Genomic DNA, 26,247 nt, shown 5'->3' with positions numbered 1-26,247 from the left:
CGCTCAGCTTCCGACGATGGTGCCAACGAGCTCGGATGAGCCAGCAATGATGCCAATCCCGATGATCCAGTACCCTGCCCGACGCAAATCCATGTAACCAAACATCCAGGCGATGGCGATCACGATTACCGCAATTGTCGCCAGCAGTCTGAATATGTTGCCGGTTAGAAGATCAACGATGTTTTGGAGAATGGTCTCGATGCCAGCGGCTTGTGCTAATGCAGGCTCGCTCACTATCGGCACAATGGCAGCAGCCATAACACAAGAGGCGACAATTGGACGGAGGCGGCAATAGAAATTCATTCGCTTTGCTCCTTTGGGTTGTTCTGAAACACGAGAACCGACAAATTGCGTGGACTCCTGAAGACATCCCACGAGGATAGAGATGGGACGGAAGCTGCTTCCTCCGGGGCGTTATTGGCCGCACTCTGCCCGCTTTTGCTTGTCACAGCGCCAACAGATGTTTCATGCACCCCGCCCCGTTGCTCCACGGCATTTTCGATGACGAGCTTGGCCATGGTTGGCCGCAGTTGTTTGATTTTCTGGAAGACCTGTTCGTCGTATCGGACTATTTCACCGATCAAGGCGTCACCACGCCCATACCAGGATCTCAGCATCCGTTTTTCAGCCCTTATCGGGTCGAAATTTTCCTCGACTGCATGGCGATAATAGCCATCGAGAAGATGAGCAGTTGTTTTGAGATTCAAACAGGGATCGAATGCGTCAGCGATCGATAGATTTGATTTTCTCAAGTCCTCAAGGCTGATACCGCCCAGACCAAGCTGAATGTCCTGCTGCTCGGCGACAAGTGAAGTTGCAACCTCGATCGCTTCGGCTTTGGTCGCCGGTTGCTGCTTGAGCGGCAAACCGCTGTTAATGCGAATATTAAAAGGGGCAAAACCACTTTCCAGGCTGACGACACCGGCAAGCGTTTCGGGCGAAACAAAAGCTGCGCAAGTTTGAGCGAGAACGAGAAACGAAACAGGCATGGCTTAGTACCACACTCTGTGTTTACCCAAGCGGTCGATGGTCACATCGATATAACTCGGTTTTTCGCGAACGAATGGCCGGGTGGTTACATATGCCAAGCATTGATTGCGGCTATTGTTTCGCTGCATTCGCGGCGAGATGACCGTCTTTTCAGTGGAGGCGATGCTTCTTTCGTTCCGGCAAAAGGCGCCATCCACAGCCTGAAGAGATGTTGAGATACATGTCGCCGCACGTCCGCCTGCACTTTGTCCGGCAAATAGACGATATCCGGATTGACAATAATACGGCTCATAGCGCGGCCGCGAGCTTTTGAAACCAATACCATTGCAAGTGGGAAATGAATGGCCTCTGGCCAGCCAACTCCAAAGTTTCTGGATAGGCGGTCGACATTCGGAATATTGCATTGGGCCGCCAGGATTGGATAAACACAGGATAACTTGGCATCCCCAGCTTTCGGCGCGAGCGTCGGGAGCTTGAATGAGGTATAGTGAACCGCAACCCATAACCCCTATCGCAAGTTTTAAGAGAAAGCTTCTCATGCTCATAACTCCGTTATCGACCGTCTTTCGACGTTATGATGAAGTAAGGTCACCAGCACTCATACTAATCAAATAATGCATAGTTAAAAGAATGGCAAGCTTTTTAAGTGATCGATGGCAAAGTCAGGCATTGGCGGTCTTCGCGGTTCGTGAAATTCTCGAAAAACCGCTCGCGGATGAATCACCTCAATCCCGCATCAAACAGATTGGAATGGTAAACATTCTCTACATGATGCATCAGGCTCACGAGCCTTTAACCCTTGCAAATGTTATGGTTTTTACAGGAATGACCCGTGGCGGCGTCATTGAAACGATGGAATCCCTTGTGCAACGCGGCATTCTGACCGAAACAATGGGCAAGAATTCCATGGGTAGAGGCACAGCACGACAGTTCGAGTTTGCGCCTGAGGTTTTTGCGCAAATTCGTTCTGTTGGTTAGGCTCCCTCATTTTTACTGATAAAATTAATATAGAAAAAACGGTACGGAAGTCGAACTGACCAGCATTCACGACAGCTTCCATTTACACAACTGCTGAATATTTTGGTCGGTTCGGTGAGTTTAACGACGGTTGATTTGTGATCACCACTGACACGCACTTTTGTTTAATATTATCGACACCTAGCTTCAAAATTGAAGTCAGCCTGCACATAACGGAATTTCATTCTCTTCTAAATATTTTTTCTTGACGGAAACCAGTATATACTATTTTCTTTAATTAACGATAATATATAACAATAGATAATTGATCGAATTCCATAAAACTCAACAACGCCATTGGCCGAAATGAAAATAGAAATTCCATTTTTCTCATACTTCATTACGGCCTTTCCATTTGAAAACACAAATGAAGTCGAGTGTCGTTCAGTCGATACCGAGAGACAAAATGGTTTAATCTTGTCTGTTATTACCCTCGACACACCAACAGCATCTACCGAACGAATGAAACCCTCAATACTCAATTCGTGCATTGCAAACCCTTTCCATATTCTGGATCGCGCTTCAAAGCCGACTATAATCCGAGTTCTGCTGCCTTCTTTTTCGCCTTCATTCCGAATTCGCGCACTACCTTAACGGTATTTATATCGAAGTCGCGCTCGAGGTAGGCGTGAAACGCCACAAAACTTCTGAAACCTTCTTCATCTTCAAGAGGCACCAAGATCCCAGTCACCAAACGGAATCGCTTTAGAAAATTAAGAAAGCTCTGGCTTCGAATATCCCTGTAGCGGTCGTAGGTGCTATCCCAGACGAAAGCGCGATTACCACCAATTAATTGTGCAAGCAGGACATCACTCTCAATCCAGTTCAGACGCTTATATTCACGCATGACATCCAACGGAATGGTACAGTATGTTGGGTCGAGCAACAGCGATTCCTTAGTTGATTTGTGGCAGGAAAGAATGACAGCATCAAAACCTAAGACGGCACAACTCTTGTCAATCGCCCCAAAAAATTGTTCAGGAGACTGCGCATTCGCAATCGACTCGCTGAGCCTATGAAAACGGGCGGCATTAAAAAGCGGTGCGCGCGATCCACCGTTCGTATTGGCTCCGTGTTTTGTCGCTAATGGAAATGGCCCACTGCCCTGTGGCGCAAACCCATGCGACTTGTTGAATACCGATATTTCGGAGTGACGAATTGCTTCAACAACCGCATGCGTTTTATTCGTCGCACCTAGCTTGATACGTGAATTTCGCAGATGAGTTACGACTGTGGTTTCCGCAACCCCCAGAATAATAGAGATTTCCCATCGTGTTTTTCCCTCCGCGGTCCAATACAACACAATTCTCTCCTGTGAGGTCAGCAGCTTCCGATTGGATTTCTTGAATACCCCATCTTTTTGCAACTGTTTTACCTCTAACTGTCGAGCGAAACAGAAGCCCGTGACCTAGAGATCATTGAATATTCTCTCATATCTTCCAGGAAAAAGACTGCAGAAATCCTTTTGAACTACAAATCCACTGCCAGCTAAATTCGTTCAAAGAAATATCGCTCTAAGCTACGGTGCCGCAAGACCGACCACATGCGTTTGATTATTATAGTAGGTGGCTTTGATCGTGAAAATTTGGATTGCTAGATTGCATGAGACTCACAGCTATCTTTGCGAGAAATTTGCGGCTTTGTCGTCAAGAATCTGGCCTTACTCAAGAACGCTTGGCCGAGTTCGCTGGCCTTGATCGAAACTTCATTGGCAAACTCGAACGAGAAGAATGCTCTCCCACCTTGGAGACCATTGAGGCATTGTCTCTTGCCCTGCAAATTAATGCGGAACGCCTCATTGAGCGCCCCTTCCTAACGCCACAAAAATAAAGGTGATTGGGCCGCTATTTCCTTATTTATCAACCTTCTGCTGTCGGCGGAGTAGATCGTTCGGCTCGACCGCAAGGGCATCGGCCAGCATCGCGAGCGTTAAAATGGTCGGATTGCGCTTCCCCGCTTCCAGCCCACTAATATAGGCACGTGTCTTCGCCGCACGGAAGCTCAATTCTTCCTGCGACAGGCGGCGTTCTCGCCGAATTCTCTGAACATTGAGACCAACAACCGAGCGTATGTCCATCTGACGACGGTTGCAGTGGCGTACACTATATGACGACACACTATAATGAACATTCCGCTTGACACGCAGTCGACGTAAGGACTTTAATGTACATTATATGGAACAATGTTCTTATAATTGGAACAAAATATGAGTAGCAATCTCTCGCTTGAAAAAGGCCTTCTGATCCTCAATTTGCTCAAAGACGCACGTGAACCCTTAGGTGTGCGGGAAATTGCACGACGGCTCGAATTGACACCCTCAGTTGCCCAAAGGCTGCTGAATACATTGGCCGCGCAAGGTCACGTGGAACAAGAAAACAATCGCCGCTACCAAATTGGTTACGCTGTGCTTGGGCTTGCGCAGCATGTTTTTCAACGCAGCAGACTTCTGAAACTTGCGGAAATAGAACTCAAACAGCTGGCGGCTGGCGGATGTTTCAACGGCTTCCTTGGCGTTAGACGCGGATCTGCTGGCGTTTATGTACTCGCCGTACAATCCGACAGTCCTGTCGTCATTCGCGCCCATCCTGGTGAGTCGATGGCGCTTCACTCAACCGCTCTCGGCAAGGCTTTGCTATTCGGTATGAGCGATAGGTTGATTGCAGATCTGCTTGGCCATGAACCGCTCCGGCGCCTTACAGAACGAACAGTCGTGGAAGTAGACAAATTGGTTGAGCAACTACGTCTTGGACGCTCGCTCGGGTACGCCACGGCCATGTCGGAGAATCTAGAGGGAGTCATTTCGGTTGGAGCTCCAATTTATGACGCGGCGGGCTCGGTAGCAGCCGCAATAAGTATCGCATTTCCGCGTGCGGTCTACCCAAAGGTCAAGATCAGCGACGTAGCGGATAAGATAGTTACGGCTGCGGATCGTATCTCGAAAGGATTGGGTTTTGAAGAAACGTAAATTTTGAGGAGGAAAGGATAGCCAATGTTACTACACGAAGAACGTCTTCAAACAGCAATGATCAAACATGATCTAGCGGCAATAGTGGCTACGTCACCAGAAAATGTCCTTTACACAAGTGGTTTCTGGTGTCTGCCACAATGGATCAGGCGCGGACCGCAGGCCTTCGTGTTACGTCAAGCGAAAACGGACATTCAATCCTCGGTTGTCATCACTGGAACTTCCACACTCGATCTCCTCGCCGATCAAAACGTTGATACGAAAGTCCGTAGATTCGGCTCCTTCACTGTCGATACTGCCTCTTCAACGGAACTCGACGCGGTAAGTTTTAGACAGAAAGAACTCTTCAATCTGCCTGACGACAGCAATGCAATTGATGCCCTTATAACAGAAATCCGCTTACAAAGGCTGTTGAAGGCCCGCATTGGCCTTGATGAAAGCGGATTATTGCCTGGCGATATGGAGAAGCTGCGTAGCGAGCTCCCCGACGTCAACTGGATTAACGCCGCTGCGCTGTTCCGATGGGTTCGGGCGGTCAAGACTTCTGAAGAGATTGAAAGACTCACGACCGTCGGCGCGATTACCGAGAGATCCATTGCTTCTGCGCTTAAAGTTGCGACCGTCGGCGCGACAGAACATGATCTCGCCAGAGTATTTCACGGCCAGACGGTCGAGGAAGATGGCTTTCCGGTTTTGGGTTGTATCGGTTTTGGCGAGCGTAGCGCATTGATGAATGTCCAGCCTTCAGATCGTGCACTCAAGGCTGGCGATATGATCCGTTTCGATGTCGGCGGCCACTTCAGGCACTATCGTGCGGATATTGCGCGAAATGTCAGCTTTGGAGAGCCATCGCAGGAAGTTCGGACCAAGTACAATGCGCTGAACAGAGGCGTTCAGCGAGGCATTGAGCAAATCCGCCCAGGCGTTTCCGTATCGAAGATCTTTGAAATCGTTGTCGATACGGTACGCGCAGAGGGCATCCCTCATTACCAACGCAGTCATGTTGGCCATGGCATCGGTCTGGATGGATATGATCTTCCGCTTCTTGCCGCAGGCAGCTCCGATATCCTTGAGGAGGGAATGGTTCTCTGTATCGAGACGCCGTATTACGAACTGGGACATATTGGCCTTCAGGTCGAGGATATGCTTGTCGTCCGTTCGGGCGGCGCGGAATTGCTGACCAACAATGGCGACAGCCTGATGGTGCTGTGATGATGAACAGGATCGCAGCATATTCCTGCTATCGATGCGGTAACGAATTTCCGATCGACATGCCGATCGATTCACGCGGTTGCCCGTCATGTCTGGAAATCGCTCCTTCAAATCTGAAAGTGCTTTATCGTGCTCCCACTCCTGCAACCTCGACCGTTAAGGGAATAGCCCGGCTGCCTTCGCTCTGGCGTTATGCTGAAAGGCTCCCTTTTGATGAGAGCTCCGCTGTCTCTCTGGGCGAAGGTCTGACACCACTCCTTCGATCGGAACGGATCGGTGCAGTGATCGGCGTGCCAAATCTTTTCATCAAGAACGAGGGCTACAATCCAACTTGGTCACATAAGGATCGGTTCTCAACCGTCGCGGTAACGGCCGCGGTAGAGGCAGGTGCATCAGTCGTCGCAACGAGTTCAAGCGGAAACGCTGGTGCATCGCTCGCCGCTTATGCAGCGCGCGCGGGACTTGAGTGCATCGTTGCGACCATTGCGGGTTCTGCGGGGCCCATGCTCTCGCAAATCCAGAAATATGGCGCCAAAATCGTACCCTTCGAAAACAAGCAGGAGCGCTGGCCGTTTCTCGCCAAGGGTGTCGAACGCTATGGTTGGTTTGCAACGTCGCCTTACAGACATCCAGTTGTCGGCAGCCATCCGATCGGCATCGAGGGGTACAAAACCCTCGCCTACGAAATAATCGAACAGTTCAATGGGAAAGTGCCGGACTGGTGCGCGTTTCCGGTCTGCTATGGCGACGCGATCGCGGGCGCCTGGCTCGGATTTCACGAGTTGATGGTAGACGGATTGATCGCCCGGATGCCGCGCCTGCTTGCGGCGGAAGCGCATGGCTCTCTCGCCACAGCGCTTGAGACTCGAAGCGACCAGATACCCGACATGGCCGCTTCGTTCAATGCGCTCGCCGTTTCGGTTGGAGCGACAAGAAGCACATACCAGGCCCTCAAGGCGCTACGCGCTTCCAACGGCACCGCCATTCCCGTCGCCAATGACGGTCTGGTCGCCTTTCAAGAGCGAATTGCCGCGAGCGAAGGCGTATTTTTGGAGCTTTCTTCCGTGATGCCGCTCGCTGCTATCGCGACAGCACGACGTCGAAACATAATCCGCGGAGATGAAAGCGCTGTCGCGGTTGTCACGGCTTCTGGTCTGAAGGACATCGACAAATCCATTTCGGAAAAGCCTCTCCCGCGCTTCAGCAATATCGAAGACGCCCTCAGGCATTGCGACATCTAGCAAAGAAATACCGATACGTCCGCAATTCCACTAATCAAATTGAAGGGGAAGGAAAATGAGACGACGCGAATTTCTGGCTGCAACAGCCTTCTTTATCGGAGCCGGCCATCGTTTGGCATGGTCGGCTACCAAACCTTATCCCGCGGACAATCCGATGCTGACCGTCGGCTTCGCAGCCGGTGGCGCGGGCGATATCGCATCTCGTGTCGTGACCAGTTATGTGAAGCGGGAGCGCGGTCTCGTTGCGACACCGGACTTTCGGCCCGGCGCAGGCGGAACAATCGCAACCGACCAGGTGCGAAGAGCATCGCCGGATGGCTCCGTCCTGTCGTTATATTCAGTCAGCCCGGTATTGGTCGCACCCCACCTGCAGAAAGTTCCGTACGACGCGACAAAGGACTTCACCTATATTGCGAGCTATGCTGGGATTTCCGTTCCCTGTTTTGTGCGAAAAGACAGTCCGCATCAGACCTGGGATCAATTGCTGGATTTTTGCCGTAACAACCCATCGAAGTTGAAGTGGGCCACCGCCGCACCGCGGGGACTTGCCCATATCGCGACAGACGCCGCGTTCCGCAAGGAGAAAGCGAAAGCGACATTCGTTCCCTTTCGCGGAGGCGCCGATGCTGTAACCGCACTCCTTGGCGGGCACATCGATATGGTTGTGTCGTCAGATTTCGGACCGCATCTGGCGGCGGGATCTGTACGTTTGCTGGCTGAAACCAGTCCGAACCCGCAAGCGAGCCCGAAAGGCATCGTCAGTTTTGCAGAGCGGGGTTATCCAATCGCCATTCCCGCTTCATACGGTCTGTTCGGGCCCGCCGGGATGCCTTCCGACATCGTCTCCTGGTGGGAAGAGGCAATCGGCGAAATGGTGTCTAGCCCGATGTATGCGGACTTTCTAAAACTCATCAATGGCTATCCTCTGTTTCAGAAGAGTGAAGAATTCACGAGCATGGTCAAGGAGGCATATACCAGGATCGGAAGTCAGATTGAAACGATGGAGGAGCATTTATGAACCCGGCTCGTTTCGTTCCCTACGCACTTTCTGGAATCGGGCTTGGAGCCGCAGCAAGTGGACTTCGCATGCACCTTTGGGAGAGTGGCGAACCTGCGGCAGGTCTGTTTCCCTTCCTGGCCGCCCTGCTGTTGATTGTCACGAGCCTGCTTTGCACGACCCAGGGCGTCGTGCCCGACGAAGACCCAATCGAGATTCCACGCGTCATCGCCTATTGCGTGGCACTCGCTCTCTTCTGCGTCTTGCTCGAAGTCCTCGGGTTTGTCGCCGCGGCGTTCCTGTTCCTCTCAGGAGTCCTGTTGTTCATCGAGCGCATGAAATGGCAGATTGCCGGTTTGCTCTCGGCCGCTGTCGCCGTGGCAACCTGGGTCCTGTTTGAAATTCTTCTCTCGGTCCCCCTACCGCACGGCATTTGGAGGCTATAAATGATCGATTCCCTTTCCCAACTCATGATGGGCCTCGGCATTGCTCTAGAACCAACCAATATCGCGGTAGCGCTTCTTGGCGCCGTCCTAGGGACCGCGGTTGGCGTCCTACCTGGTCTAGGGCCTTCCGCGACGGTTAGCTTATTGTTGCCCATTACCATGGTACTGGATCAAACAAGCGCTATTATCCTGCTCGCCGGCATCTACTATGGATCGCAATATGGTGGTTCGATAACCTCCGTCCTGATGCGGGTCCCCGGAGAAGCCTCAAGCGTGATGACGTGCTTCGACGGCTATCCCATGGCCAAACAGGGCCGAGCCGGCGCCGCTCTCGGCATCAGCGCATTTGGAAGCTTTATCGCAGGCATTTCCGCGACTCTCGCGATTGCGATTATTGGGCCTGCCTTTACCAAGGTTGCACTTGCTTTCGGGCCGGTCGAGAAGTCATCGATCGTCCTGTTGGGCCTTGTGCTAGCGGCAAGCGTTGGCGAGGGGCCGCGTATCCGCGCGTGGACGATGGTGGCGCTCGGTCTGCTTCTCTCAACCGTTGGCGTCGATCTGATTTCCGGAGCGGAACGTTTCACTTTTGAAGTCAGTTACCTGCGTGATGGCTTCAACATCGCCATACTGGCCATGGGCCTGTTTGGCATGAGCGAGGTCCTGATGCTGATCCAACAGAAAGAAGCGCACGAAGCCACGAGAATGCCTTCTTATCGGTTGCGCGACCTTCTGCCGAATCGGAAAGACTGGAAAGCCTCGGGCGGACCGATTGCGCGTGGTACGGTTCTCGGCTTTTTCCTGGGGCTTTTGCCGGGCGGCGGTGCGCTCGTCGCCGGCTTTGCGAGTTACCTCATGGAGAAGAAACTCTCCCGCTCACCTGAGCGGTTCGGCAAAGGGGCGATCGAAGGTGTCGCGGGACCCGAAAGTGCTAACAACGCTGCGGCACAGGCGAGCTTTATTCCCATGCTTTGCCTCGGTATCCCAGCAAATGCGGTGATCGGCATCATCATGGGAGCGCTTCTGATGCAAAATGTCGTTCCAGGACCCCAGATTATCTCGGAACATCCGCAACTCTTCTGGGGGATCGTCGCCAGCATGTTAATCGGCAACGCAATGCTCGTCGTTCTCAACGTTCCTATGATCCGCGTTTTTGTCCTTTTGCTGAAGGTTCCTCAGGCCGTTCTGGCACCGCTGATCGTTCTGTTCTGTGTCATAGGCGCGTTTAGCCTGAACAACAGCATGTTCGACGTCGGCGTCGTGATTGGATGCGGATTTGTAGCCTACGGGTTGCGTAAGGCCGGTTTCGACATGGCCCCTCTCCTGCTGGCCTTTCTGCTCGGCTCCCTACTTGAGGAAAATCTGCGTCAGAGCCTTATTCTCGGCGAAGGTAGCCCTATGATTTTCACCGAAAGCCCGATCAGCATCTGCCTGATCCTGTTCACGCTGGCCATTCTGATCATTCCAATGATCAAGAACATTGGCGTCTGGTTCGTCCGCCGGCCCTCGTGAAAAAAGGAGCTACGACGTCAAACCGTCGCGCCGCCATCGATCTCCGAACGCTTGATCACTTTAACAGCATATTGACGCGGCCCGAATTCTGCGAGCCAATCATATGCGACTACAACGCGAGAGGCCCAATCAATATGCAGCATGAACATCTCAAGACGATCGAACAACGGCTTTTATGGCTGTCACACTGGATGATTCATCATGCCAACCACATCCGTCCAAAGGAGGACGGGATCAAGGTTGGCGGGCATCAGGCGTCGTCCGCTTCTCTGGTATCAATTATGACGGCGCTTTATTTCTCCGCACTGCGCCCGCAGGACCGCGTTGCCGTCAAACCCCACGCCTCACCTGTTTTTCATGCAATCCAGTATCTGATGGGCAACCAGACGCGAGAGAAAATGGAAAACTTTCGGGGGTTCCATGGGGCACAAAGCTATCCCAGCCGCACCAAAGACATCGATGACGTTGATTTCTCGACTGGCTCTGTCGGCCTCGGTGTCGCGATCACGTCCTTTGCTTCCATGATTCAGGACTACATTACATCGAAGAACTGGAGCAAAGACTTATGCCTTAGCCGGATGATCGCATTGGTCGGAGATGCCGAACTCGATGAAGGCAATGTCTATGAATGCCTGCAGGAGGGTTGGAAACACGGCTTGCGCAACACTTGGTGGATCATCGACTACAACCGGCAATCACTCGACGGCATCGTTCAGGAAGGCTTGTTTCGACGGATCGAAGACATTTTCAACGCTTTCGGCTGGGACGTTATCAGGATCAAATATGGCGCATTGCAACGCGCGGCCTTCGAGGAACCCGGTGGGGAGCGGCTCCGAGAATGGATCGACAATTGCCCAAATCAGCTTTATTCGGCGCTGACCTTCATGGGCGGAGCCGTCTGGCGCAGGCGTCTCATGGACGATCTCGGCGATCAGGGCGATGTCACCGCTCTGATCGAAAAGCGCAACGACGTCGAACTCGCCGAACTTATGGAAAATCTCGGCGGCAATTGCGTGAGCACCATGGCCGGGACATTTGCCGAGATCGATCATGACCGACCGGTGTGCTTTCTAGCATATACTATCAAAGGATGGGGCACCCCGATCGCCGGACATAAGGACAATCACGGCGGCCTTATGACAAAGGCCCAGATGGCTGAATGGCAAACGCATATGGGCGTTCCTGAAGGGCAGGAATGGGATCGATGGGCAACGGTCGAGGATCCGCAGCAGTTGCAGACGCTTCTAGACACAGTGCCATTTTTTGCCAATGGTCGGCGACGTTACCACGACGCTCCCATTGTGGTACCAGCGATCCCGACAAGCGCCGAGCGAGAAATCTCGACACAGATGGCTTTTGGCAAAATCCTGGACGAATTGTCGAAAACAGACTCGGAACTAGCCGCGCGAATTGTAACGATGTCACCCGATGTTACAGGAACGACCAACCTTGGGCCATGGGTCAACCGGCGCAAACTGTTTGCCCGCGAAAAGCGCCCTGATACTTTCATCGATCATAAAATACCTTCAACCGCAAAATGGGAATTCACCCCGGCTGGCCAGCATATTGAACTCGGCATTGCGGAAATGAATCTCTTCCTGCTGTTGGGCGCGGCAGGCCTTTCACACTCTCTTTTCGGCAAGCGCCTTCTACCGATCGGAACTGTCTACGACCCATTCGTAGGGCGCGGCTTGGATGCCTTGAATTACGCCTGCTATCAGGATGCACGATTCATCATCGTGGGAACGCCTTCCGGTGTGACATTGGCGCCTGAAGGTGGCGCGCACCAATCGATTGGATCTCCACTCATCGGGATGTCGCAGGATGGGCTTGCTGCTTTCGAGCCAGCTTTCGCCGACGAACTTGCTGTTATTATGAACTGGGCATTCGACTATATGCAGCGCGACGGAAGCGGCGATCCCGATGAACGGACCTGGCTTAGAGACGAAACCGGTGGGTCGGTCTATCTGCGCCTTTCAACCAATCCGATCGAGCAGCCGACCAAGCGGATCGATGATCGATTCCGACAAGGCGCGATTGACGGTGCCTATTGGCTGCGTGAACCTGGACCGAATTGCGACGTGGTCATCGCCTACCAGGGTGTGATCGCGCCCGAGGCTATCAAGGCTGCTGGCATCATCGGTGAAGGGCGGCGCGATATCGGCGTGTTGGCAGTTACATCTGCCGACCGGCTTCATGCGGGCTGGACCGCCGCACAACGCGCGCGTGCCCGGGGTCTCACGCAAGCTGAGTGCCACGTCGAAAAACTGATGAACGATGTCCCCCCACACTGCAAATTCGTTACCGTTATCGATGGGCATCCCGCGACCCTGTCCTGGCTCGGTTCGGTTACCGGTCATAAGACGATTCCGCTCGGGGTCGAGCATTTCGGTCAGACAGGAACGATTGGCGACCTTTACAGCCATTTTGGTATCGACGCGCGTGGGATCGTCGATAAGGTGAATGGCCTCACCCATGGTAAACCCTTACTGGGTGCGGTTGCCTGAGACGACCTGCTATTGCGATGTATGACTTGACCGAAGCGCCAAACTTCTACTGCTTAAGGCGCTTCACGGCTAATTCACTTCAAAATAAAAACTACTGGTCAGAATTCGAGACCGTATCCATTCGTACGCAGCGTAACGAAATCGTTTACTCATGTTCAAGTTGCGGCTCGGTGATAACTTCCACAATCCTGCGAGACCGAATGAAGCCGCCCAAATCTCCATTCATTCCATTGAAAAGTTCTACGAGTGCCCTTTGGTTTATTGGACATGTACGCAGTTCAATGATCTTCATATCGGGCAACAGTTGGTCTCTATCATCGTCTCTAATCAACGACGCGCGGAAGGTTACCAGATCCTCTCGCGCTTCTGCCTGCGAACTGTAGAACTGTCCCGCGGATTGATTAGGATCATCACCGTAAGTGTACGTATAAAGGGCGAAGCTATATTCGATTTCATGTTCGATATTAGCCATTGTCACGATTTCCAATTGAAGCATTTGCGGTACGCCCCCGCTCAATGCTCATTGACCCCTTGGTGATCGGGGAGTTGCAAACCGTGTTAGGCGGCCCTGTGGCCTTTAGCCGGAGGCCTGTTGCATACGCCACAGGCTCCCCGACCAGAAGGTCAAGGAGTGTGATGTTGTAACGGCCAACACCAACCGCTAACAGAGGTTTGCACGCCCCAAGGCAGCGCGTCACTGCCTTATGTTCACTCTAATATAACTGCCATCAGTTGTCTCTATTTTTTTGCCAACTACATCGCTCATCGACGAGCATCAATCGCGTCCAATCAATAGAATGAGCACCAACAGTGTTCATCACAAATGCACAATGCCGCGCCGCGAGAGGCTTATTAAATTGGACACAAGCCGAACTGGCGCGACGCCTCTCGATTAGTGTCGTTTCCGTTCGCGCCGTATGCGGCGTTCACGCCCCATTGATTTTTCAATTGCAGCGATCTGAGGCCGATCCTCGGCGGTCAAATGAGCTCACCGAAGAGTACCTGACGAGCTCATTGTGAGGCCTTGATGCGGGCGGCATAGGCCCATGGCATCAGGGCATCGATGTCCTTGGCGAGGTGGCCGTTTGCGAGGCGGGTGAAGAGATCGCACAGATAGGCTTAGGGCTCAACGCCGTTCATTTTACAAGTGCCGATCAGGCTGGCAAACCGGGCCCAATTGCGGCCCCCTTCATCGTGCCCCGCAAAGAGCGCGTTGCGGCGGTTCATGGCGGGTCGGCGGATCGCGTTTTCCACCAGGTTGGAATCGATATCGACGTGGCCGTCGTCCAGGAACAGCCGGAAGCCGTCCTGCCGCGTCAGCATATAGGCCAGGGCTTTTCCGAGGTCAGACTTGCGTGAGACGCGCTTGGCTTGCGCTGCCAGCCAGGTGAAGAACTCGTCCACCAGCGGGAGGGACAGGTCCTGTCGAACTGCCCGGCGATATTCGGGATCTGAGCCCCGGATACTGTCTTCGATCTTGTAGAGCGCGGCAATCTGCACCAGCGCCTCGTCGACGATGGGCGATCCACTCTTTGGCGTGGCCTTGATCAGCTTTCTGCGCCCGTGCGCCCAACAGAAAGCCAGCTTCAAGGGATCGCCACCCACCCGGTCCGACGTAGCGAGGTGAGAGTAACCACCGTAGGCATCCACCTGGATTGTCCCGTTAAACCCGTCGAGGATTTCAGCGGCATATTCTCCTTTACGCCCAGGTCGATAATGGAACACCACGCCCGACGGCGCGGAGCCATTCCAACCGCGATCGTCACGCAACACGGCCCATAGATAGCCGGTCTTCGTCTTGCCCCGCCCCGGATCCAACACCGGAACCGTGGTCTCATCGACATAGAGCCGCGTGCTTTCCCACAGCAGCCGTTTGGCCATGTGGTCGACCACCGGTGCGATTTCGCTGCCCGTGCGCCCCATCCAATCGGCCAGGACCGTGCGGTCTATCGGCACCCCGTGTCGCGCCATGACCTCGGCCTGCCGGTTGAGCGGCATATGTTCGGAATGCTTGGAGACGACAATCTCAGCCAGAAGGGCTTCCGTCGGCCAGCTCCCTTCCAGCAGATGCGCTGGCGCTCTGGCCTGGATGACGCCCGTTCGACCCTTGGGGCATGCGTATTTCGGGCGGATCGTGACGATCACCTCGTAGCGCGCCGGAATCCGGTCGAGCCGTTCCGTCCGATCCTCGCCGATCCGGACCATGTTGCCGCAACCGCAGGGACAAACGATGCTCTCGGGCTCGATCACTCTCTCGACCCGCGGCAGGTGTTCGGGCAGCGCCCGGGCCTTACGCTCCTTGCGAGGAGCGACTTTTTCCGGATCGGATGCGCTGGCTTCGATCTTTTTCTCGACGGCGGCAATCCGCGCCTGTGTTTCGGCGATTGCCGTTTCAAGGTCTTCCAGCGCCAGTTCCATCTGCGCCGGATCGAGCTTTTCCGATTTCGGCCCGAACTTCGTGCGCCGATAGTCGTGAACCTGACCTTCAAGCTTCTCGACCAGTTCCTTCAGCTCGGCGATGAAGGCGTCCTTTTCGGCAACCACAGCCTGCTCGTGCTGACGTGCAGCACGCTCGACCGACAGTTCGAACTGCATCGCCGCAAACGCCTTCACCACCTCTGGCGGAAGGTCCGGAAACAGGCTGAGATCAAGGGGCGACGACATGCGGTCTTATAGCAAGACAGCACAAAAAATCCAAATAAAACAATGCAAAGGCAGCGGGATATTCACCCTGCCGCCGACGGCGCGCTCACCCGTTGCGCTATGACTCGCCGCCAGTCGAGCCCCTCGAATAACGCTTCGTATTGCCCCCTGGAAAGACGCATCGTCCCATCCTGCACCTTGGGCCAGGCAAAGCTTCCATGTTCAAGAATTTTGTAGGTCAGCACCATTCCGGTGCCATCCCACACCAGGATTTTGAGACGATCACCGCGCTTCGACCGGAAGATCACCGTAACCCCGGAATGCGGGTCGAGCTTCAACTCGGTCTGCACCATCAGAGCCAGCGCCTGATGCCCGCAGCGGAAGTCCACCGGCCGCGTTGCAATCAGGATCGGCAGTCGTTGGCCCGCGACGATCATGCCGTCCCTCGCATGGCGCGCACCAGAGCGGCCACACGTTCAACCGGCACATCGCCGGGAACCCGCATCACAAGGTCCGGGCCGATCGTGAGCGTCAAGACTGACGAAACCGCCTCCCGCAGTTTCGGCGGCGCCAAAACATTCACCGCCTCGCTCGGCTCTGCCGCAATCGCCAAAGGCACAAACGCAGGCTCGGCATCGCCGCTCTCCGACAGGCCCGGCATAGACTCAAAAGGCAGCGTCAGAATGCCCTCGCGCACTTGCCGGCGCCACGGTAATCCCCCCGTTTTTAACGGGGCTCGTCAGTAGAATTCACGCGGCCATTTTCAGTTTCTGTGCGGGCGTTACGCCGCCGATGCCCATATTGGGACGTTCGTTGTTGTAGGTCCATAGCCACTGCGTGGCAAATTCCTGCGCCTCCTCAATGCTTTCGATGATATATTGGTCGAGCCATTCATTCCGAACGGTGCGATTGTAGCGCTCAACATACGCATTCTGTTGTGGCTTGCCGGGTTGGATATGGCTCAAGGCGATGCCTTGGTTGGCAGCCCATTCCATCAGTTTGCCACTGACGTATTCCGGCCCATTATCAACACGAATTGCGAATGGTTTGCCGCGCCATTCGATGATCTGGTTGAGGCTGCGGATGACGCGTTCGGCAGGCAGCGAGAAGTCTACCTCAATGCCCAGACCTTCGCGGTTGAAGTCGTCCAGGACGTTCAGCAGCCGGAATTGCCTTCCATCCTCCAGCCGGTCGGCCATGAAATCCATGGACCAGACCATGTTCGGCGCATCTGGCACGGTCAGAGCATCGGGCTTGTCCCGCTTCAACCGCTTGCGCGGCTTGATCCTGAGGTTCAATTCAAGCTCACGATAGATGCGGTAAACGCGTTTATGGTTCCAGTGATGCCCCCGGACATTGCGCAGATAAAGGAAACACAGACCGAAGCCCCAGGTCTTCTTTGCCCGCGTCAGTCCGATCAGGAGATCGGCAATCTGCCCGTTCTCGTCGTTCAGCCTGGCGCTGTAACGATAGCATGTCTCGCTGACCTCGAAGGTGCGGCAGGCAAGCGCAACGCTCACCCCTCGCAACGCCACTGCTTTCCCGGCCATCTCCCGGCGTTGAGATGGCCGTGTCACTTTTTTCCAAGAGCCTCTTTAAGCAGTTCCGCCTGCATGCTCATCTCCGCATACATCTTCTTCAGGCGACGGTTTTCGTCTTCCAGAGCCTTCATCTGACTGATCATCGAGGCATCCATGCCACCGTATTTGGATCGCCATTTGTAGAATGACGCAGTGCTCATTCCATGTTCCCGGCATAACTCGGGTACAGGAACGCCGCCTTCCGCCTGGCGAAGGATGGCAAGGATTTGTGGTTCGCTGAATCTGCTCGTCTTCATTAAAATCTCCTCGATCATATAGCCCGAGAAAATTCTACTTTTGAAGCCCGTTATTTGGTGGGGGGATTACCCCACAAGGAAAGCTGGTGCGGAACAACGTCATGACGGCGCGCGACATCAACAACACGAACACCAGGCTCAAGGCTTTCCGCCACGATCCGCGCCTTCACATCATCTGGCCAACGCCGGTTTCCGCGGCGCGGCTCGACAACTTCGTAGCGCCCAACAAATCCATCATCTGCCATGCAAATCTCCAGATAGTCCTGGAAACCTTCTTGCACGCCCGGCCAGCCTCAAAATACAGCCAATCCAATGGGGCGGAGACGGCGCTTACTTCGCGCCTTTGAAAAGGGAGGAAGTTTCAGCTATGCATTTTTCGTCGCGCCCAGTTCATATAAGTCCAGGCTTCCTCGCCCTCTGACTTAACTTCCGTAATCTGCGTAGGCTCTAGTTTTATAACCGTCGGCCATCCCGGCAGGTTTTTCAGCCATTTATCGGCATAGACTGTCGGCTGGTAGCGATAGCCCTCATCAGCCATGATGGCGACAATTTTCTTATTGGGAGTTTTTTTTGCGTACCAACTTCCCACAAGAGCAGCAGCACCGCTGGTAGGACCAACATAGAGGGCACATTTACGATACAATCGGCGAGTTTCAGCAAAGGCTTGTAGAGCACCCACCCAATGAACATCATCAACCAAACAGTGATCAAGGTTCTCCGGCACGATACTGTTTCCAAGCCCCCTCAATAAGCGCGGGCCAGCTTTCTGCCCAAACAAAACGCTATTGTTCGTGTCAACCGCTATCGCACGCAATTGAGGATAAACTCGACGAAGATATCGTGTTGCGCCACAGAGCGATCCCCCAGATCCAACACAGCCGACCAGACAATCAACTTGCCCCAGACGATCCACAATGACTTCCGCCAGACGCGAATAGGCTGCAGGATTATCAGGATTGTCGTATTGTTTCGGCCAGAACGTATCCGGCTTGTCTTCAAGCACACGGTGTAGTTCTGAAAGACGACCCTCCTGGTTGCCTGTTCCCCCCGGGTCCTCAACCAGCCTCACTGCAGTGCCGAGTTGTTCCAATCGGGTTTTAAAACCACGATCCATAAGGCTTGTAGAGCTGACAATTGTAAGATGATAACCACGAACTGCGGACAACATAGCCAATGCGAGCGCAAAGGTTCCCGAGCTTGTCTCCACGATATCTCCGCCAGCCTTTATTAGCTTGTTTTCTTCTGCGCGATCCAAGATGTAGTGGGCCGGTAACAGCTTCATCAAGCGAAACTGGGCCGCATAGAAATTCGGGCTCAGCTCGATTATTTGAGGCGTCTCGTAACCGTGAAGAAAAGACGTTAAGTTCATAACGCCACCCGGAGCGGCTGCACATCGACGTTCACCGCGAACTGATGAATGCTCATAAATCCCTGCTCTGCAGCTTTTTTAAACGCGGCAGCGACCTTTTCCGTTACGTTCGGATCGCTGGCATCGAGCAAGAGCCCCATTAGATTACCACTATGAGCGACTTGCACACCAAGAGCGTCGCAATAGGCCGCTATTTGGAGAAGCTCCTCGAAATGTCGCTTTGGAAGATAACGTTGATTTATTCGAGCACTTGCTGTTGCGACGTGGCCGAGTAGAACGACATTCTGTTCAAGAATTGCCTTCCTAGCAAGGCCGCGCAAGACGCGAAAACTTTCAATTTCAGATCTATCATAGTGAGCTGGCACATATGTAAGTGTGTCGACGGGCTTATCATTCGGCGATATGAACCCCACGACGATCAGAGATGGAAACTCACCGGGAAGGTATTCTATCACGCGGCCTTCCCTGTGGGCGAAAAGTACAGCCTGTTCGCCGAATACGATAGAGTCGCTGGCTGTTTCGGCTGCAACCGCAAGGCGGCATATAACTGTTCTGCGCAGTTCCACGCCCATAGCAGCAGCAACTGCTCGAATCGTCGCAACAACATCTGCAGTTGATGATCCAAACCCTAGACTGACCGGAACATTCGTTTCAATCGTAAGGCACCCACCGCATTTTTTCTGCCCCAATAACTCGAATGTCAGCCGTGCCGCACGAGCAGCTTTATTCATGCCTGTGGGGCGAGTGCAGAGCTCGCCACCATCTTCGGGCCAAAAAGTTATAACGGATTCGAACGCTGAACATGGTAATGTGATCAACCCCCTATGGAGATGTCCAGCTTCATCAGGGAAAACTCCCTGCAATATCTCGCCATGATGAGCTATCGCGCGCCCGGTTCCAACAGTTGTCAATCGGGAAGCTCCAAGCAAAGGAGAAAAAATCCTATCGTAAGCGAATGATTGCGAAGAATGCATTGAATTTCCTCCGACATCTTATGAATTGAATATTATGCGGAGCAGATTTTTTGATGTCTTTCCTCTTTTTGAAGGAGTAAGTTTAACTTGACAGGCAGAAGCTGGTCTATGTCGTCCAGTGTAGTCACGAATATCCCATAGCCGTCAGACGGCTTTTTCAGGATCTCCCGGAATTTGTCGGGCGGCACTCATTCACGCACTCGTTGTTTAAAGAAACACATCAGCTTGAATGTTGGATGAGCCAGATGCTACCGAAAAAAGTTAGTGATACCGACAATCTGCAACATCGTTAGTGACCGCCCGAGCAACATCCAGCCGAGGGGTACCGCCCTCAGAGGACCGATGAAAAGAAGTGCAGAAACAACCGGAAATGCTAGGCACCCAATCTCGCGAAGCCAGAGAACGTAGTCAGATTTCAGCCGACCAGACCGCGCCAGATGAACCTCATGAGATTGAAATGCGTCGGAGCGGGTATGGAGCCACCAACAACTACGACAATTGGAAGCAGCAGAACACCACCGCAGTCAACTGCCACGCCGTAAAGGTGAGCGGCAACACAGATGGGTAGCCATTTGCGTGCCCAAGCACTCCTTGCCATACACGTAACACCAGTCAGATCGGCTTCCATGCCGATGGCGTCAACCACAGCGCTTGGTGTCAATACTGAGTGCACCGAGAATGAAAGAGCACAACCGGATCGGCACTGGCAAATTGAGAGGCCGCCGAGTTTACGTATCTTGTCTTTTTATCCCACACGTTAGCACACGGCCCCTAAACTCCGTGTCTTTCTCGATTTTTCCATTGAGCGCTTCGCTCGTGAAAAGATGCCCAAGACCTGAAGTCGCCTGGCTCTTTCTTTCACAGGGACTATAATACCGTCTGTTGTACGAAATGTTGCACGCCGCGATAGGTTGGACCAATAGCCACCTTTATGAATTCCAAATGCGCGATTTCGGCTTTGGTTTGCCGGACGAACAATGGGGATTGGTCCGCTAGAAACTCGCAGTTTCTCGTTGCTGTCGACAGCTCAGGACACCCGCGCGAAATCGTTCAAGTATCTTGGTAGCTTTGGAGACGGCTGGGAATACAGCGTCTAGACGAGCGCATGTCCCCTGCAGTCAGAGCGAAAGGCCGTTGCTCATCGAAGCGAATAAACTTCCCGCCCGATGACGTCGTTGGTCTGTGGGACGGTAACGAATTATGCGATGCACTTGCAAATCAGGCGCATAAACGACATACCAAACCCTTGAATGGTGCGGTTGCGCCCATCATGATCAAGCCGCCGTCAACTTCTCATAGCTTAGCAAAACCATTGAGGATCCAGTTGCAAATGGGGCTGAAGAATACGCTGCAAATCCTGAATGTCGGTTTGAATACGATGGCAAAATACCGACGTTCACCGCGTAAAGAGCTGGCGAAACAGTTCTTCTGAACGGCGCAGACCTTCATCCGTCAAGATCAATGACTTCGACTTGTTTACCGGATCACAGATCAGGCCTTTGTCATGCAACCGATCCGTCGTTGACCAGTCAAACCCCTTCCAGGCGCAACGCTCGTTGTGGAGCGTCAGCCACAACAGGGCCAGAACCACGTCATCGATTTTGTCCTCATCTATCTCCATTCGTCAACAATACCACGCACAAGCGACATAGTCCTGCAGTTTTGAGCGCATGCGTCCGTTACAAACATATGACTGAAGGGACTATCGCAGGTTTTATCCATTCTTGTTCCATCTCATTTAAGTCGAGTTTATCGGTCGATGCTCTGTACCTGCTTGATGCTGCGCTGTCGGCGCTGCACAATTACCTTATCGCGCGCCTGCTTGCGAACGGTTTGCTGAAGAATTTTTAACCTGAACCGCATTGCCTCAAAATCTGGACGCTGTGCTGACGAGACATGGTTGATGACCGTTTTCTCCCCACGCAAAATCGCATCACGTCCGAATCTAAGGTCAAGCGCCCGGCTAACCCGTTCAAACTCTTGATAGATGACGGCATCAAGCGAGTTGGCGGCAACATTGGGTTTGGCGCCCGTCGTCTTCGTGGCATCTATAAGCTTACGCAATGCATTTTCGGCAGCTGACGACATGCCCGGAATGGCGATTGCCATGCGTCGACGTTCCTCGGTGATTGATTTGATCTGGTTTTCAAGCGCCGTCCTATAAGACGAACCAAGTGACCGGATCTGACTTTCCGCATCACTCACGGCCTTAAGGGCGTTTCGTCGCTCGCGACCGATTGCCAACAGTCTATCCATGATACGATCAGATCCGCGAATTGCACCATAGGCTGAGGGTTCATTTGCGATGGCTCTAGCAATCCGCTCGCCAGGAAAACCCTTCAAGATAAGAACCTCGATCTGGTCGACAGCGCTAGCCGGGTCACGCCAGATGTGTTTGGCTATTTCAACCAAGGCTGCTCGATCATGACGATAGTGTGCAACGTCGCGCGCCCTCGCCCGAGCCTCATCTTCAACTGGTATTCGGAACTCCGTCACAGCAGCAAGCATGGGCAACAAGGCTCTCGTTTTCTTCCCCGGCTCCACGCTGGCGGCGGCAACCACCTGCGAACGGTCTTGCCGTTCAGCAAGTTTCTGTTCGTCGCAAAATCGGCGTATGGCTCCAAACAGTGTGGTCAGTTTATCGCGTTTACCGGAATCAAAATCCTCCGGCATGCGTTCAATCATGTTGCGTTCGCCGACGGCATCAACATTTTTAGTAAAAGCAGTCCGGCCGAAGCGAGCCGTCAGCGCCTCATTGACTGCCTTTACCTCCTGAACCAGCAAACGATCTTCGACGGCATAAGCAAAAGCAATCTTGTAGGCATCCGGTCCACCGTGTTCTCGCACGTTTTCAATCTCGGTGAGGCGGGCCATTGCCGGCTTCGAGAGTGCCGGGATAGATAAGGCCATATATGAACGACGTTTTTCTTCGCGATTTTTGAAGTGCTCAGCCTGACGTCGGAATTCTGTCGCATGGGCTCGCACCAAGGGAGCGAGTAGCGACAGCGCGTTGAGTACAGCCTTGCGGTCATTTCGGGTAATATGATCGTCGATCAGGCGACCCGATCCACGCAGATGGCCAAGATGCTGCAGATTATCGGCAAGCCGACGCGGCTCGACGCTGACATCCGATGCAAGTCCATTCAATGTGACCAAAGCGCTATCGGGATCACAATAGATCTTTTCCAAAAACGACCGGAGGACTACCTCCCGCTTCTTCCAGCGATCCGAACTGAGTTGAGCAAGCCTGGCATCTTCCTCTATGCTACGGACAAATCGGGTTGTCGGTGGAATAAGATAGACCCGCTCGATGGGGTTGTCAGCCGCACGCTTTTCACATCGCTCTTCATTATAGGAGACATTTTTCTCTTGCTCGATCGTAAAGCCAAGCGCGACATTTGCTCGCTCCCAAAGTTTTGCCACCTGCTCACGCTTTTCCACAATCCATGACCATTGGCGCGCCACCTTATCTTCTATGTCTGCAGCCATCCCGGAAATTGTGTTGATACCGCGCCTGCGGGCAAAGTCGCGAACATGCGCCTGATAGTCGGCCTCGTTCTCGAAATCGAGCGTTGTGGTTTTTGCGCCTGAACGGCCAAGACGTTCAACCAACTGCCCAAAGAGTTCCGGGCGATGGCTTTCGCGCTCAATGCGCTCAAGACGCATGGCTGCGGTTTCGATCTGCTTTGCCGTCCAGACGTTTCGCTCCACCTGCCTTTCCTCGTAAGTTTTCTTTCCCGTTTCCGTGTTGAGGACCGGAATTGTGACCTTGACGATTTCAACACCGTCTTTTTTCAAAAGAACAGTATCGCCTTCCGATACGCCTGCGTCGGACAACGCCTTGGGCAAGCTGACGCCCCACAGCCGATGCACAATTCCGTCATCAGTCTTCACGTCGGCATAAGGGCTTTCGTCAACATCATCGTCCTGCGGCCGGAACTTTGCCATGCCGGTCTCAACCAATTCCCCAGTAACGCCGGCCGCATGGTCAATACGCGATTTCCCACCCCATTCCGGTTTGGGCTCAAAATCCTCACGTGCTGCATAAAGATCTGTCCGATCCCGATGTCGCGTCATCGCCACATAGGTCAGATGCTGATCCATCATGCCGGTGGCAAGCACGAAGGTCCGCTCGACAGTCGTTCCTTGAGCTTTATGGATGGTTGCAGCATAGCCATAATCAATATTTCGATAGCTATCCTCGCTTATAATAACGTCGCGGCCGTTATCGAGACGGACGGAAAGCAGCGGATCATCATGTCTGCCGCCGGTGGAAACGACAGTACCAAGCAAACCATTCTTGACATATTGTGGGCCAAGCCCGGTTGCCCGCTTTTCAACAAACCTGGAATTTTCGAGGAAGATGATCCGGTCACCAACAGCAAATTCCCGCATACCACGTTCAGTTCGGAATTCCCGCGGCACCGTCAACGCACTTTCCTTCTTCATTTCTTCACGAAGAGCTGCGTTGAGGCGCCTTACATCCTTGTTGGTATGGGCAAGCACGAGCAATTTGTCACAATATGAAAATGCACTTTCCTCTCCCTTTGATTGCTGGAGAAACGAGCGGCGTGCATCTGCCCAATCTGAAACCAGACGGCCGATAATCTCGTCGTGGGTTCGCGCTTCGACAAGGTGTCCATGCTTTACATATGCATCAAGACCTTTTTCGACTTCACCGCGTGCAAACAGATGTGAGGCGTCGCGTGCCCATCCTTCGCGCTGGCGACGAACACCAGCAAGTTCTGCAGAACCTATCCGCTCAGCAATAGCGCGGAACGCTGCCCCGGCCTGAATTGGTTGAAGCTGCATCGCGTCACCGACAAGGACGACTTTTGCTCCGGCATCCTTTGCTGCCTCCAACACACGGGCCATCTGCTGCGACGGCACCATTCCTGCCTCTTCTATGACAAGAACATCGCCGCGTTTCAGCAAATCGCGTTCGTTCGCCCAGGCAAGTTCCCATGCGGCAAGAGTTCGCGATTTGATACCCGAACTTTCCTCCAATCCCTCGGCTGCCTTGCCAGCAAGTGCCGCACCCAAAACGCGATGATGTCCGCTTTCCCACGCAATACGTGCAGCGGAAAGAAGCGTCGATTTGCCCGCTCCGGCAAGACCAACAATGGTGGCAATAGCGCTGTCACCGGTGACATGATGGACAGCGTCAATCTGCTCCTGCTCAAGTCTGAAAGGCTTCTCAGGATCAGCCGTTTCGATGGCCCCCACCGCCGACGCCCTTTGTTTGTCAGTGATCCTGAAGCCGGTTCGCTTGGACAGAACCTCCGCCGAGCCAACCATGTCAAATTCTGTGCGCAAGATCTCTTGCGACGTAAAGACAGCCGGTTGCGCCACCTTACCAGTTTGCCGGTCAACTTGCTGAGGCCTTAACAACACCAGATTATTGGACACCATCACCCGTGTGCGAATACTGACAAAATCGGCTGGATCATCAACATAACGATGTAACGCTCTGGCGATGTCGCGTTCGTTGAAAGTGGAACGTTCGCGCTCAAGCTGCTTTAAAAGAAGTTCAGGCTCTAAAAGAAGCCGATCTGCCATTTCCTGGCGGCGAACAAGATCGGCCGGCGCGAAATACATCTCCATATTCTTGCGCGCCAAAGCAGCCTTCTCCGGTCCAAGATGCTTTTGCGCGATCCCATCGAGCCCCTGTTCGGCATAAGAGCGTCCGTCAAGACGAATGTCATGGCCAGCAAGCGCCAAATGCCGATTGGTCGTTTCTGCCCAGGCAATCTTCCACTCCTTCATCGTCTCCTTGTCACCGGCCCAGCGTGAGTAAACGATAGCACCGTTCGGACGATCGGGCTTGATCACCCGCAACGGCTTGCCGTCGGGTCCAGATACCGCCACCATCTTGCTGCCAAACCCTTGTTCCGTCAGCGGTCTCAACGTCATCATCAGATGGATATGCGGATTGCTGTCCCTGTCGTGATAGACCCAGTCGGCAACCATGCCCTTTGCGGTCAGATTTTCCCTGATAAATTCGCGGACGAGCGCAATGTTTTCTGCACGTGTCAGTTCCTCCGGCAGCGCAATAACAAGTTCACGGGCAAGCTGTGCGTCGACCCGCTTCTCAAAAGCGTCGACCGCATTCCACAAAACCTCGCTTGCCGCGGCGACCGTCTTTCCTTCAATGGCTGTCGTCAGCCAGTTAGGGATTTCATCGGGAAGCGCCAGTTCCTCATGCTTGAGTTCATCAGCCCCGCCACGATAGCTAAATGAAGTTCCCGACTGCTCGTCCATCATCCGTGCACGATGGCGATAGGCAGCAGCCGAGACAATACTGCGCCCCGCTCCTCTGCTGATCACCTGCGCTCTGACGAACATGATCGCCATGACACTCCTCCAGACCTCCAAAGAATGTCGTATCTCGGCACACGAGCTTTGATCGACATCGATTTTTTAGACAGTTAAAAAAGCCCTTACCGCACAAATAGTTGCATACTTGCGCTTTATAACATATTTAACTATCTTGTTATATACAGTTTAATAAACAAGGGGCAAAGCGGTGAAATGGGAAGG

23 protein-coding genes and 3 pseudogenes are annotated in these 26,247 nt (G+C 53.4%); 10 read left to right on the top strand and 16 right to left on the bottom strand.

Features of this window, described 5'->3' with window-relative positions:
- Nucleotides 1–3: 3 nt before the first annotated feature.
- The 3 genes from OANT_RS03485 to OANT_RS27075 are packed head-to-tail and all read right to left on the bottom strand — an operon-like array spanning nucleotide 4 to nucleotide 1,529.
- Nucleotides 4–303 (bottom strand): TrbC/VirB2 family protein, encoded by a 300-nt coding sequence (locus tag OANT_RS03485; RefSeq protein WP_012090930.1) that lies wholly within the window; start codon nucleotides 301–303, stop codon nucleotides 4–6.
- A complete protein-coding gene (locus tag OANT_RS03480; RefSeq protein WP_012090929.1) occupies nucleotides 300–989 on the bottom strand; it encodes a lysozyme family protein in 690 nt (229 codons plus the stop codon). The genes OANT_RS03485 and OANT_RS03480 overlap by 4 nt, the downstream gene beginning before the upstream one ends.
- Nucleotides 990–992: 3 nt before the next feature.
- Nucleotides 993–1,529, bottom strand: a complete 537-nt coding sequence (locus tag OANT_RS27075; RefSeq protein ID WP_012090928.1) for a hypothetical protein — start codon at nucleotides 1,527–1,529, stop codon at nucleotides 993–995.
- Nucleotides 1,530–1,620: 91 nt separating this feature from the next.
- Here OANT_RS27075 and OANT_RS03470 point away from each other — a divergent pair, with 91 nt between their 5' ends.
- On the top strand, nucleotides 1,621–1,968 hold the full coding sequence (locus OANT_RS03470; RefSeq protein ID WP_012090927.1) for a hypothetical protein: 348 nt from the start codon (nucleotides 1,621–1,623) through the stop codon (nucleotides 1,966–1,968).
- 571 nt (nucleotides 1,969–2,539) lie between these two features.
- Here the strand turns inward: OANT_RS03470 and OANT_RS27335 are convergent.
- Nucleotides 2,540–3,373: a LuxR C-terminal-related transcriptional regulator gene (locus OANT_RS27335; RefSeq protein WP_012090925.1), complete on the bottom strand. Its 834-nt coding sequence runs from the start codon at nucleotides 3,371–3,373 to the stop codon at nucleotides 2,540–2,542.
- A 236-nt stretch (nucleotides 3,374–3,609) separates the two neighbouring features.
- Between OANT_RS27335 and OANT_RS03460 the strand changes: the two genes are divergently transcribed.
- The gene (locus tag OANT_RS03460) at nucleotides 3,610–3,837 is read left to right on the top strand and encodes a helix-turn-helix domain-containing protein (protein ID WP_012090924.1); all 228 of its coding nucleotides are present in this window, start codon (nucleotides 3,610–3,612) and stop codon (nucleotides 3,835–3,837) included.
- Between the two features lie 22 nt (nucleotides 3,838–3,859).
- On the opposite strand, the gene OANT_RS03455 is transcribed toward OANT_RS03460, so the two are convergent.
- On the bottom strand, nucleotides 3,860–4,084 hold the full coding sequence (locus tag OANT_RS03455) for a helix-turn-helix domain-containing protein (RefSeq protein ID WP_040129697.1): 225 nt from the start codon (nucleotides 4,082–4,084) through the stop codon (nucleotides 3,860–3,862).
- A gap of 129 nt (nucleotides 4,085–4,213) precedes the next feature.
- Between OANT_RS03455 and OANT_RS03450 the strand changes: the two genes are divergently transcribed.
- The 7 genes from OANT_RS03450 (at nucleotide 4,214) to OANT_RS03420 (ending at nucleotide 12,884) form a co-directional block, all read left to right on the top strand.
- Nucleotides 4,214–4,972: an IclR family transcriptional regulator gene (locus OANT_RS03450; RefSeq protein ID WP_012090922.1), complete on the top strand. Its 759-nt coding sequence runs from the start codon at nucleotides 4,214–4,216 to the stop codon at nucleotides 4,970–4,972.
- Between the two features lie 24 nt (nucleotides 4,973–4,996).
- A complete protein-coding gene (locus OANT_RS03445; RefSeq protein ID WP_012090921.1) occupies nucleotides 4,997–6,184 on the top strand; it encodes a M24 family metallopeptidase in 1,188 nt (395 codons plus the stop codon).
- On the top strand, nucleotides 6,184–7,425 hold the full coding sequence (locus OANT_RS03440; RefSeq protein ID WP_012090920.1) for a pyridoxal-phosphate dependent enzyme: 1,242 nt from the start codon (nucleotides 6,184–6,186) through the stop codon (nucleotides 7,423–7,425). The genes OANT_RS03445 and OANT_RS03440 overlap by 1 nt, the downstream gene beginning before the upstream one ends.
- 55 nt (nucleotides 7,426–7,480) lie before the next feature.
- Entirely contained in the window at nucleotides 7,481–8,443 is a 963-nt protein-coding gene (locus OANT_RS03435) for a tripartite tricarboxylate transporter substrate binding protein (RefSeq protein ID WP_012090919.1), read from the top strand.
- Nucleotides 8,440–8,868 carry a tripartite tricarboxylate transporter TctB family protein gene (locus OANT_RS03430; protein ID WP_012090918.1) on the top strand — a complete coding sequence of 143 codons (429 nt, stop codon included), beginning with the start codon at nucleotides 8,440–8,442 and terminating at the stop codon, nucleotides 8,866–8,868. The genes OANT_RS03435 and OANT_RS03430 overlap by 4 nt, the downstream gene beginning before the upstream one ends.
- A complete protein-coding gene (locus OANT_RS03425) occupies nucleotides 8,869–10,377 on the top strand; it encodes a tripartite tricarboxylate transporter permease (RefSeq protein WP_012090917.1) in 1,509 nt (502 codons plus the stop codon). It abuts the gene before it with no gap.
- A 134-nt stretch (nucleotides 10,378–10,511) separates the two neighbouring features.
- Nucleotides 10,512–12,884: a thiamine pyrophosphate-binding protein gene (locus tag OANT_RS03420; protein WP_012090916.1), complete on the top strand. Its 2,373-nt coding sequence runs from the start codon at nucleotides 10,512–10,514 to the stop codon at nucleotides 12,882–12,884.
- A 145-nt stretch (nucleotides 12,885–13,029) separates the two neighbouring features.
- Here the strand turns inward: OANT_RS03420 and OANT_RS03415 are convergent, their stop codons facing one another.
- The 9 genes and pseudogenes from OANT_RS03415 to OANT_RS26280 form a co-directional block, all read right to left on the bottom strand.
- On the bottom strand, nucleotides 13,030–13,356 hold the full coding sequence (locus tag OANT_RS03415; protein WP_040129701.1) for a hypothetical protein: 327 nt from the start codon (nucleotides 13,354–13,356) through the stop codon (nucleotides 13,030–13,032).
- A gap of 539 nt (nucleotides 13,357–13,895) precedes the next feature.
- Nucleotides 13,896–15,548 (bottom strand): annotated as a pseudogene (gene tnpC / locus OANT_RS03410) (IS66 family transposase).
- Between the two features lie 62 nt (nucleotides 15,549–15,610).
- A complete protein-coding gene (tnpB, locus tag OANT_RS03405) occupies nucleotides 15,611–15,964 on the bottom strand; it encodes an IS66 family insertion sequence element accessory protein TnpB (RefSeq protein ID WP_012090913.1) in 354 nt (117 codons plus the stop codon).
- A pseudogene (locus OANT_RS03400) lies at nucleotides 15,961–16,236 on the bottom strand (IS66-like element accessory protein TnpA); the annotation flags it as partial. The pseudogene OANT_RS03400 and the gene tnpB, both read right to left, overlap by 4 nt.
- Nucleotides 16,237–16,276: 40 nt before the next feature.
- A protein-coding gene (locus tag OANT_RS03395) for an IS3 family transposase (protein WP_086000475.1) occupies nucleotides 16,277–17,364 on the bottom strand; the annotation gives its coding sequence in 2 pieces (ribosomal slippage) (nucleotides 16,277–17,103 and nucleotides 17,103–17,364; 1,089 coding nt in all).
- A 71-nt stretch (nucleotides 17,365–17,435) separates the two neighbouring features.
- Nucleotides 17,436–17,609 (bottom strand): annotated as a pseudogene (locus tag OANT_RS25305) (transposase); the annotation flags it as partial.
- Nucleotides 17,610–17,725: 116 nt separating this feature from the next.
- Nucleotides 17,726–18,733: a PLP-dependent cysteine synthase family protein gene (locus OANT_RS03380; protein WP_012090911.1), complete on the bottom strand. Its 1,008-nt coding sequence runs from the start codon at nucleotides 18,731–18,733 to the stop codon at nucleotides 17,726–17,728.
- Nucleotides 18,730–19,707 (bottom strand): GHMP family kinase ATP-binding protein, encoded by a 978-nt coding sequence (locus OANT_RS03375; protein WP_012090910.1) that lies wholly within the window; start codon nucleotides 19,705–19,707, stop codon nucleotides 18,730–18,732. Before OANT_RS03375 ends, OANT_RS03380 begins: the two co-directional genes overlap by 4 nt.
- Before the next feature lie 415 nt (nucleotides 19,708–20,122).
- Nucleotides 20,123–20,368, bottom strand: a complete 246-nt coding sequence (locus tag OANT_RS26280; RefSeq protein ID WP_143851059.1) for a hypothetical protein — start codon at nucleotides 20,366–20,368, stop codon at nucleotides 20,123–20,125.
- Nucleotides 20,369–20,812: 444 nt separating this feature from the next.
- Between OANT_RS26280 and OANT_RS26275 the strand changes: the two genes are divergently transcribed.
- Complete coding sequence (locus tag OANT_RS26275) at nucleotides 20,813–21,139, top strand: hypothetical protein (RefSeq protein WP_143851060.1); 327 nt, start codon at nucleotides 20,813–20,815, stop codon at nucleotides 21,137–21,139.
- On the opposite strand, the gene OANT_RS03365 is transcribed toward OANT_RS26275, so the two are convergent.
- On the bottom strand, nucleotides 21,104–21,328 hold the full coding sequence (locus OANT_RS03365) for a DUF6429 family protein (RefSeq protein WP_012090909.1): 225 nt from the start codon (nucleotides 21,326–21,328) through the stop codon (nucleotides 21,104–21,106). The two genes, OANT_RS26275 and OANT_RS03365, sit on opposite strands and share 36 nt — an antisense overlap.
- A gap of 128 nt (nucleotides 21,329–21,456) precedes the next feature.
- Nucleotides 21,457–26,061 (bottom strand): Ti-type conjugative transfer relaxase TraA, encoded by a 4,605-nt coding sequence (gene traA, locus OANT_RS03360; protein ID WP_012090908.1) that lies wholly within the window; start codon nucleotides 26,059–26,061, stop codon nucleotides 21,457–21,459.
- Between the last annotated feature and the right edge of the window lie 186 nt (nucleotides 26,062–26,247).

It is taken from the genome of Brucella anthropi ATCC 49188, from assembly GCF_000017405.1.
In the GTDB taxonomy this organism is placed as follows: domain Bacteria; phylum Pseudomonadota; class Alphaproteobacteria; order Rhizobiales; family Rhizobiaceae; genus Brucella; species Brucella anthropi.
Note: the sequence above shows the minus strand (reverse complement) of the source record. Positions and strands in the feature narration are given on the sequence as shown.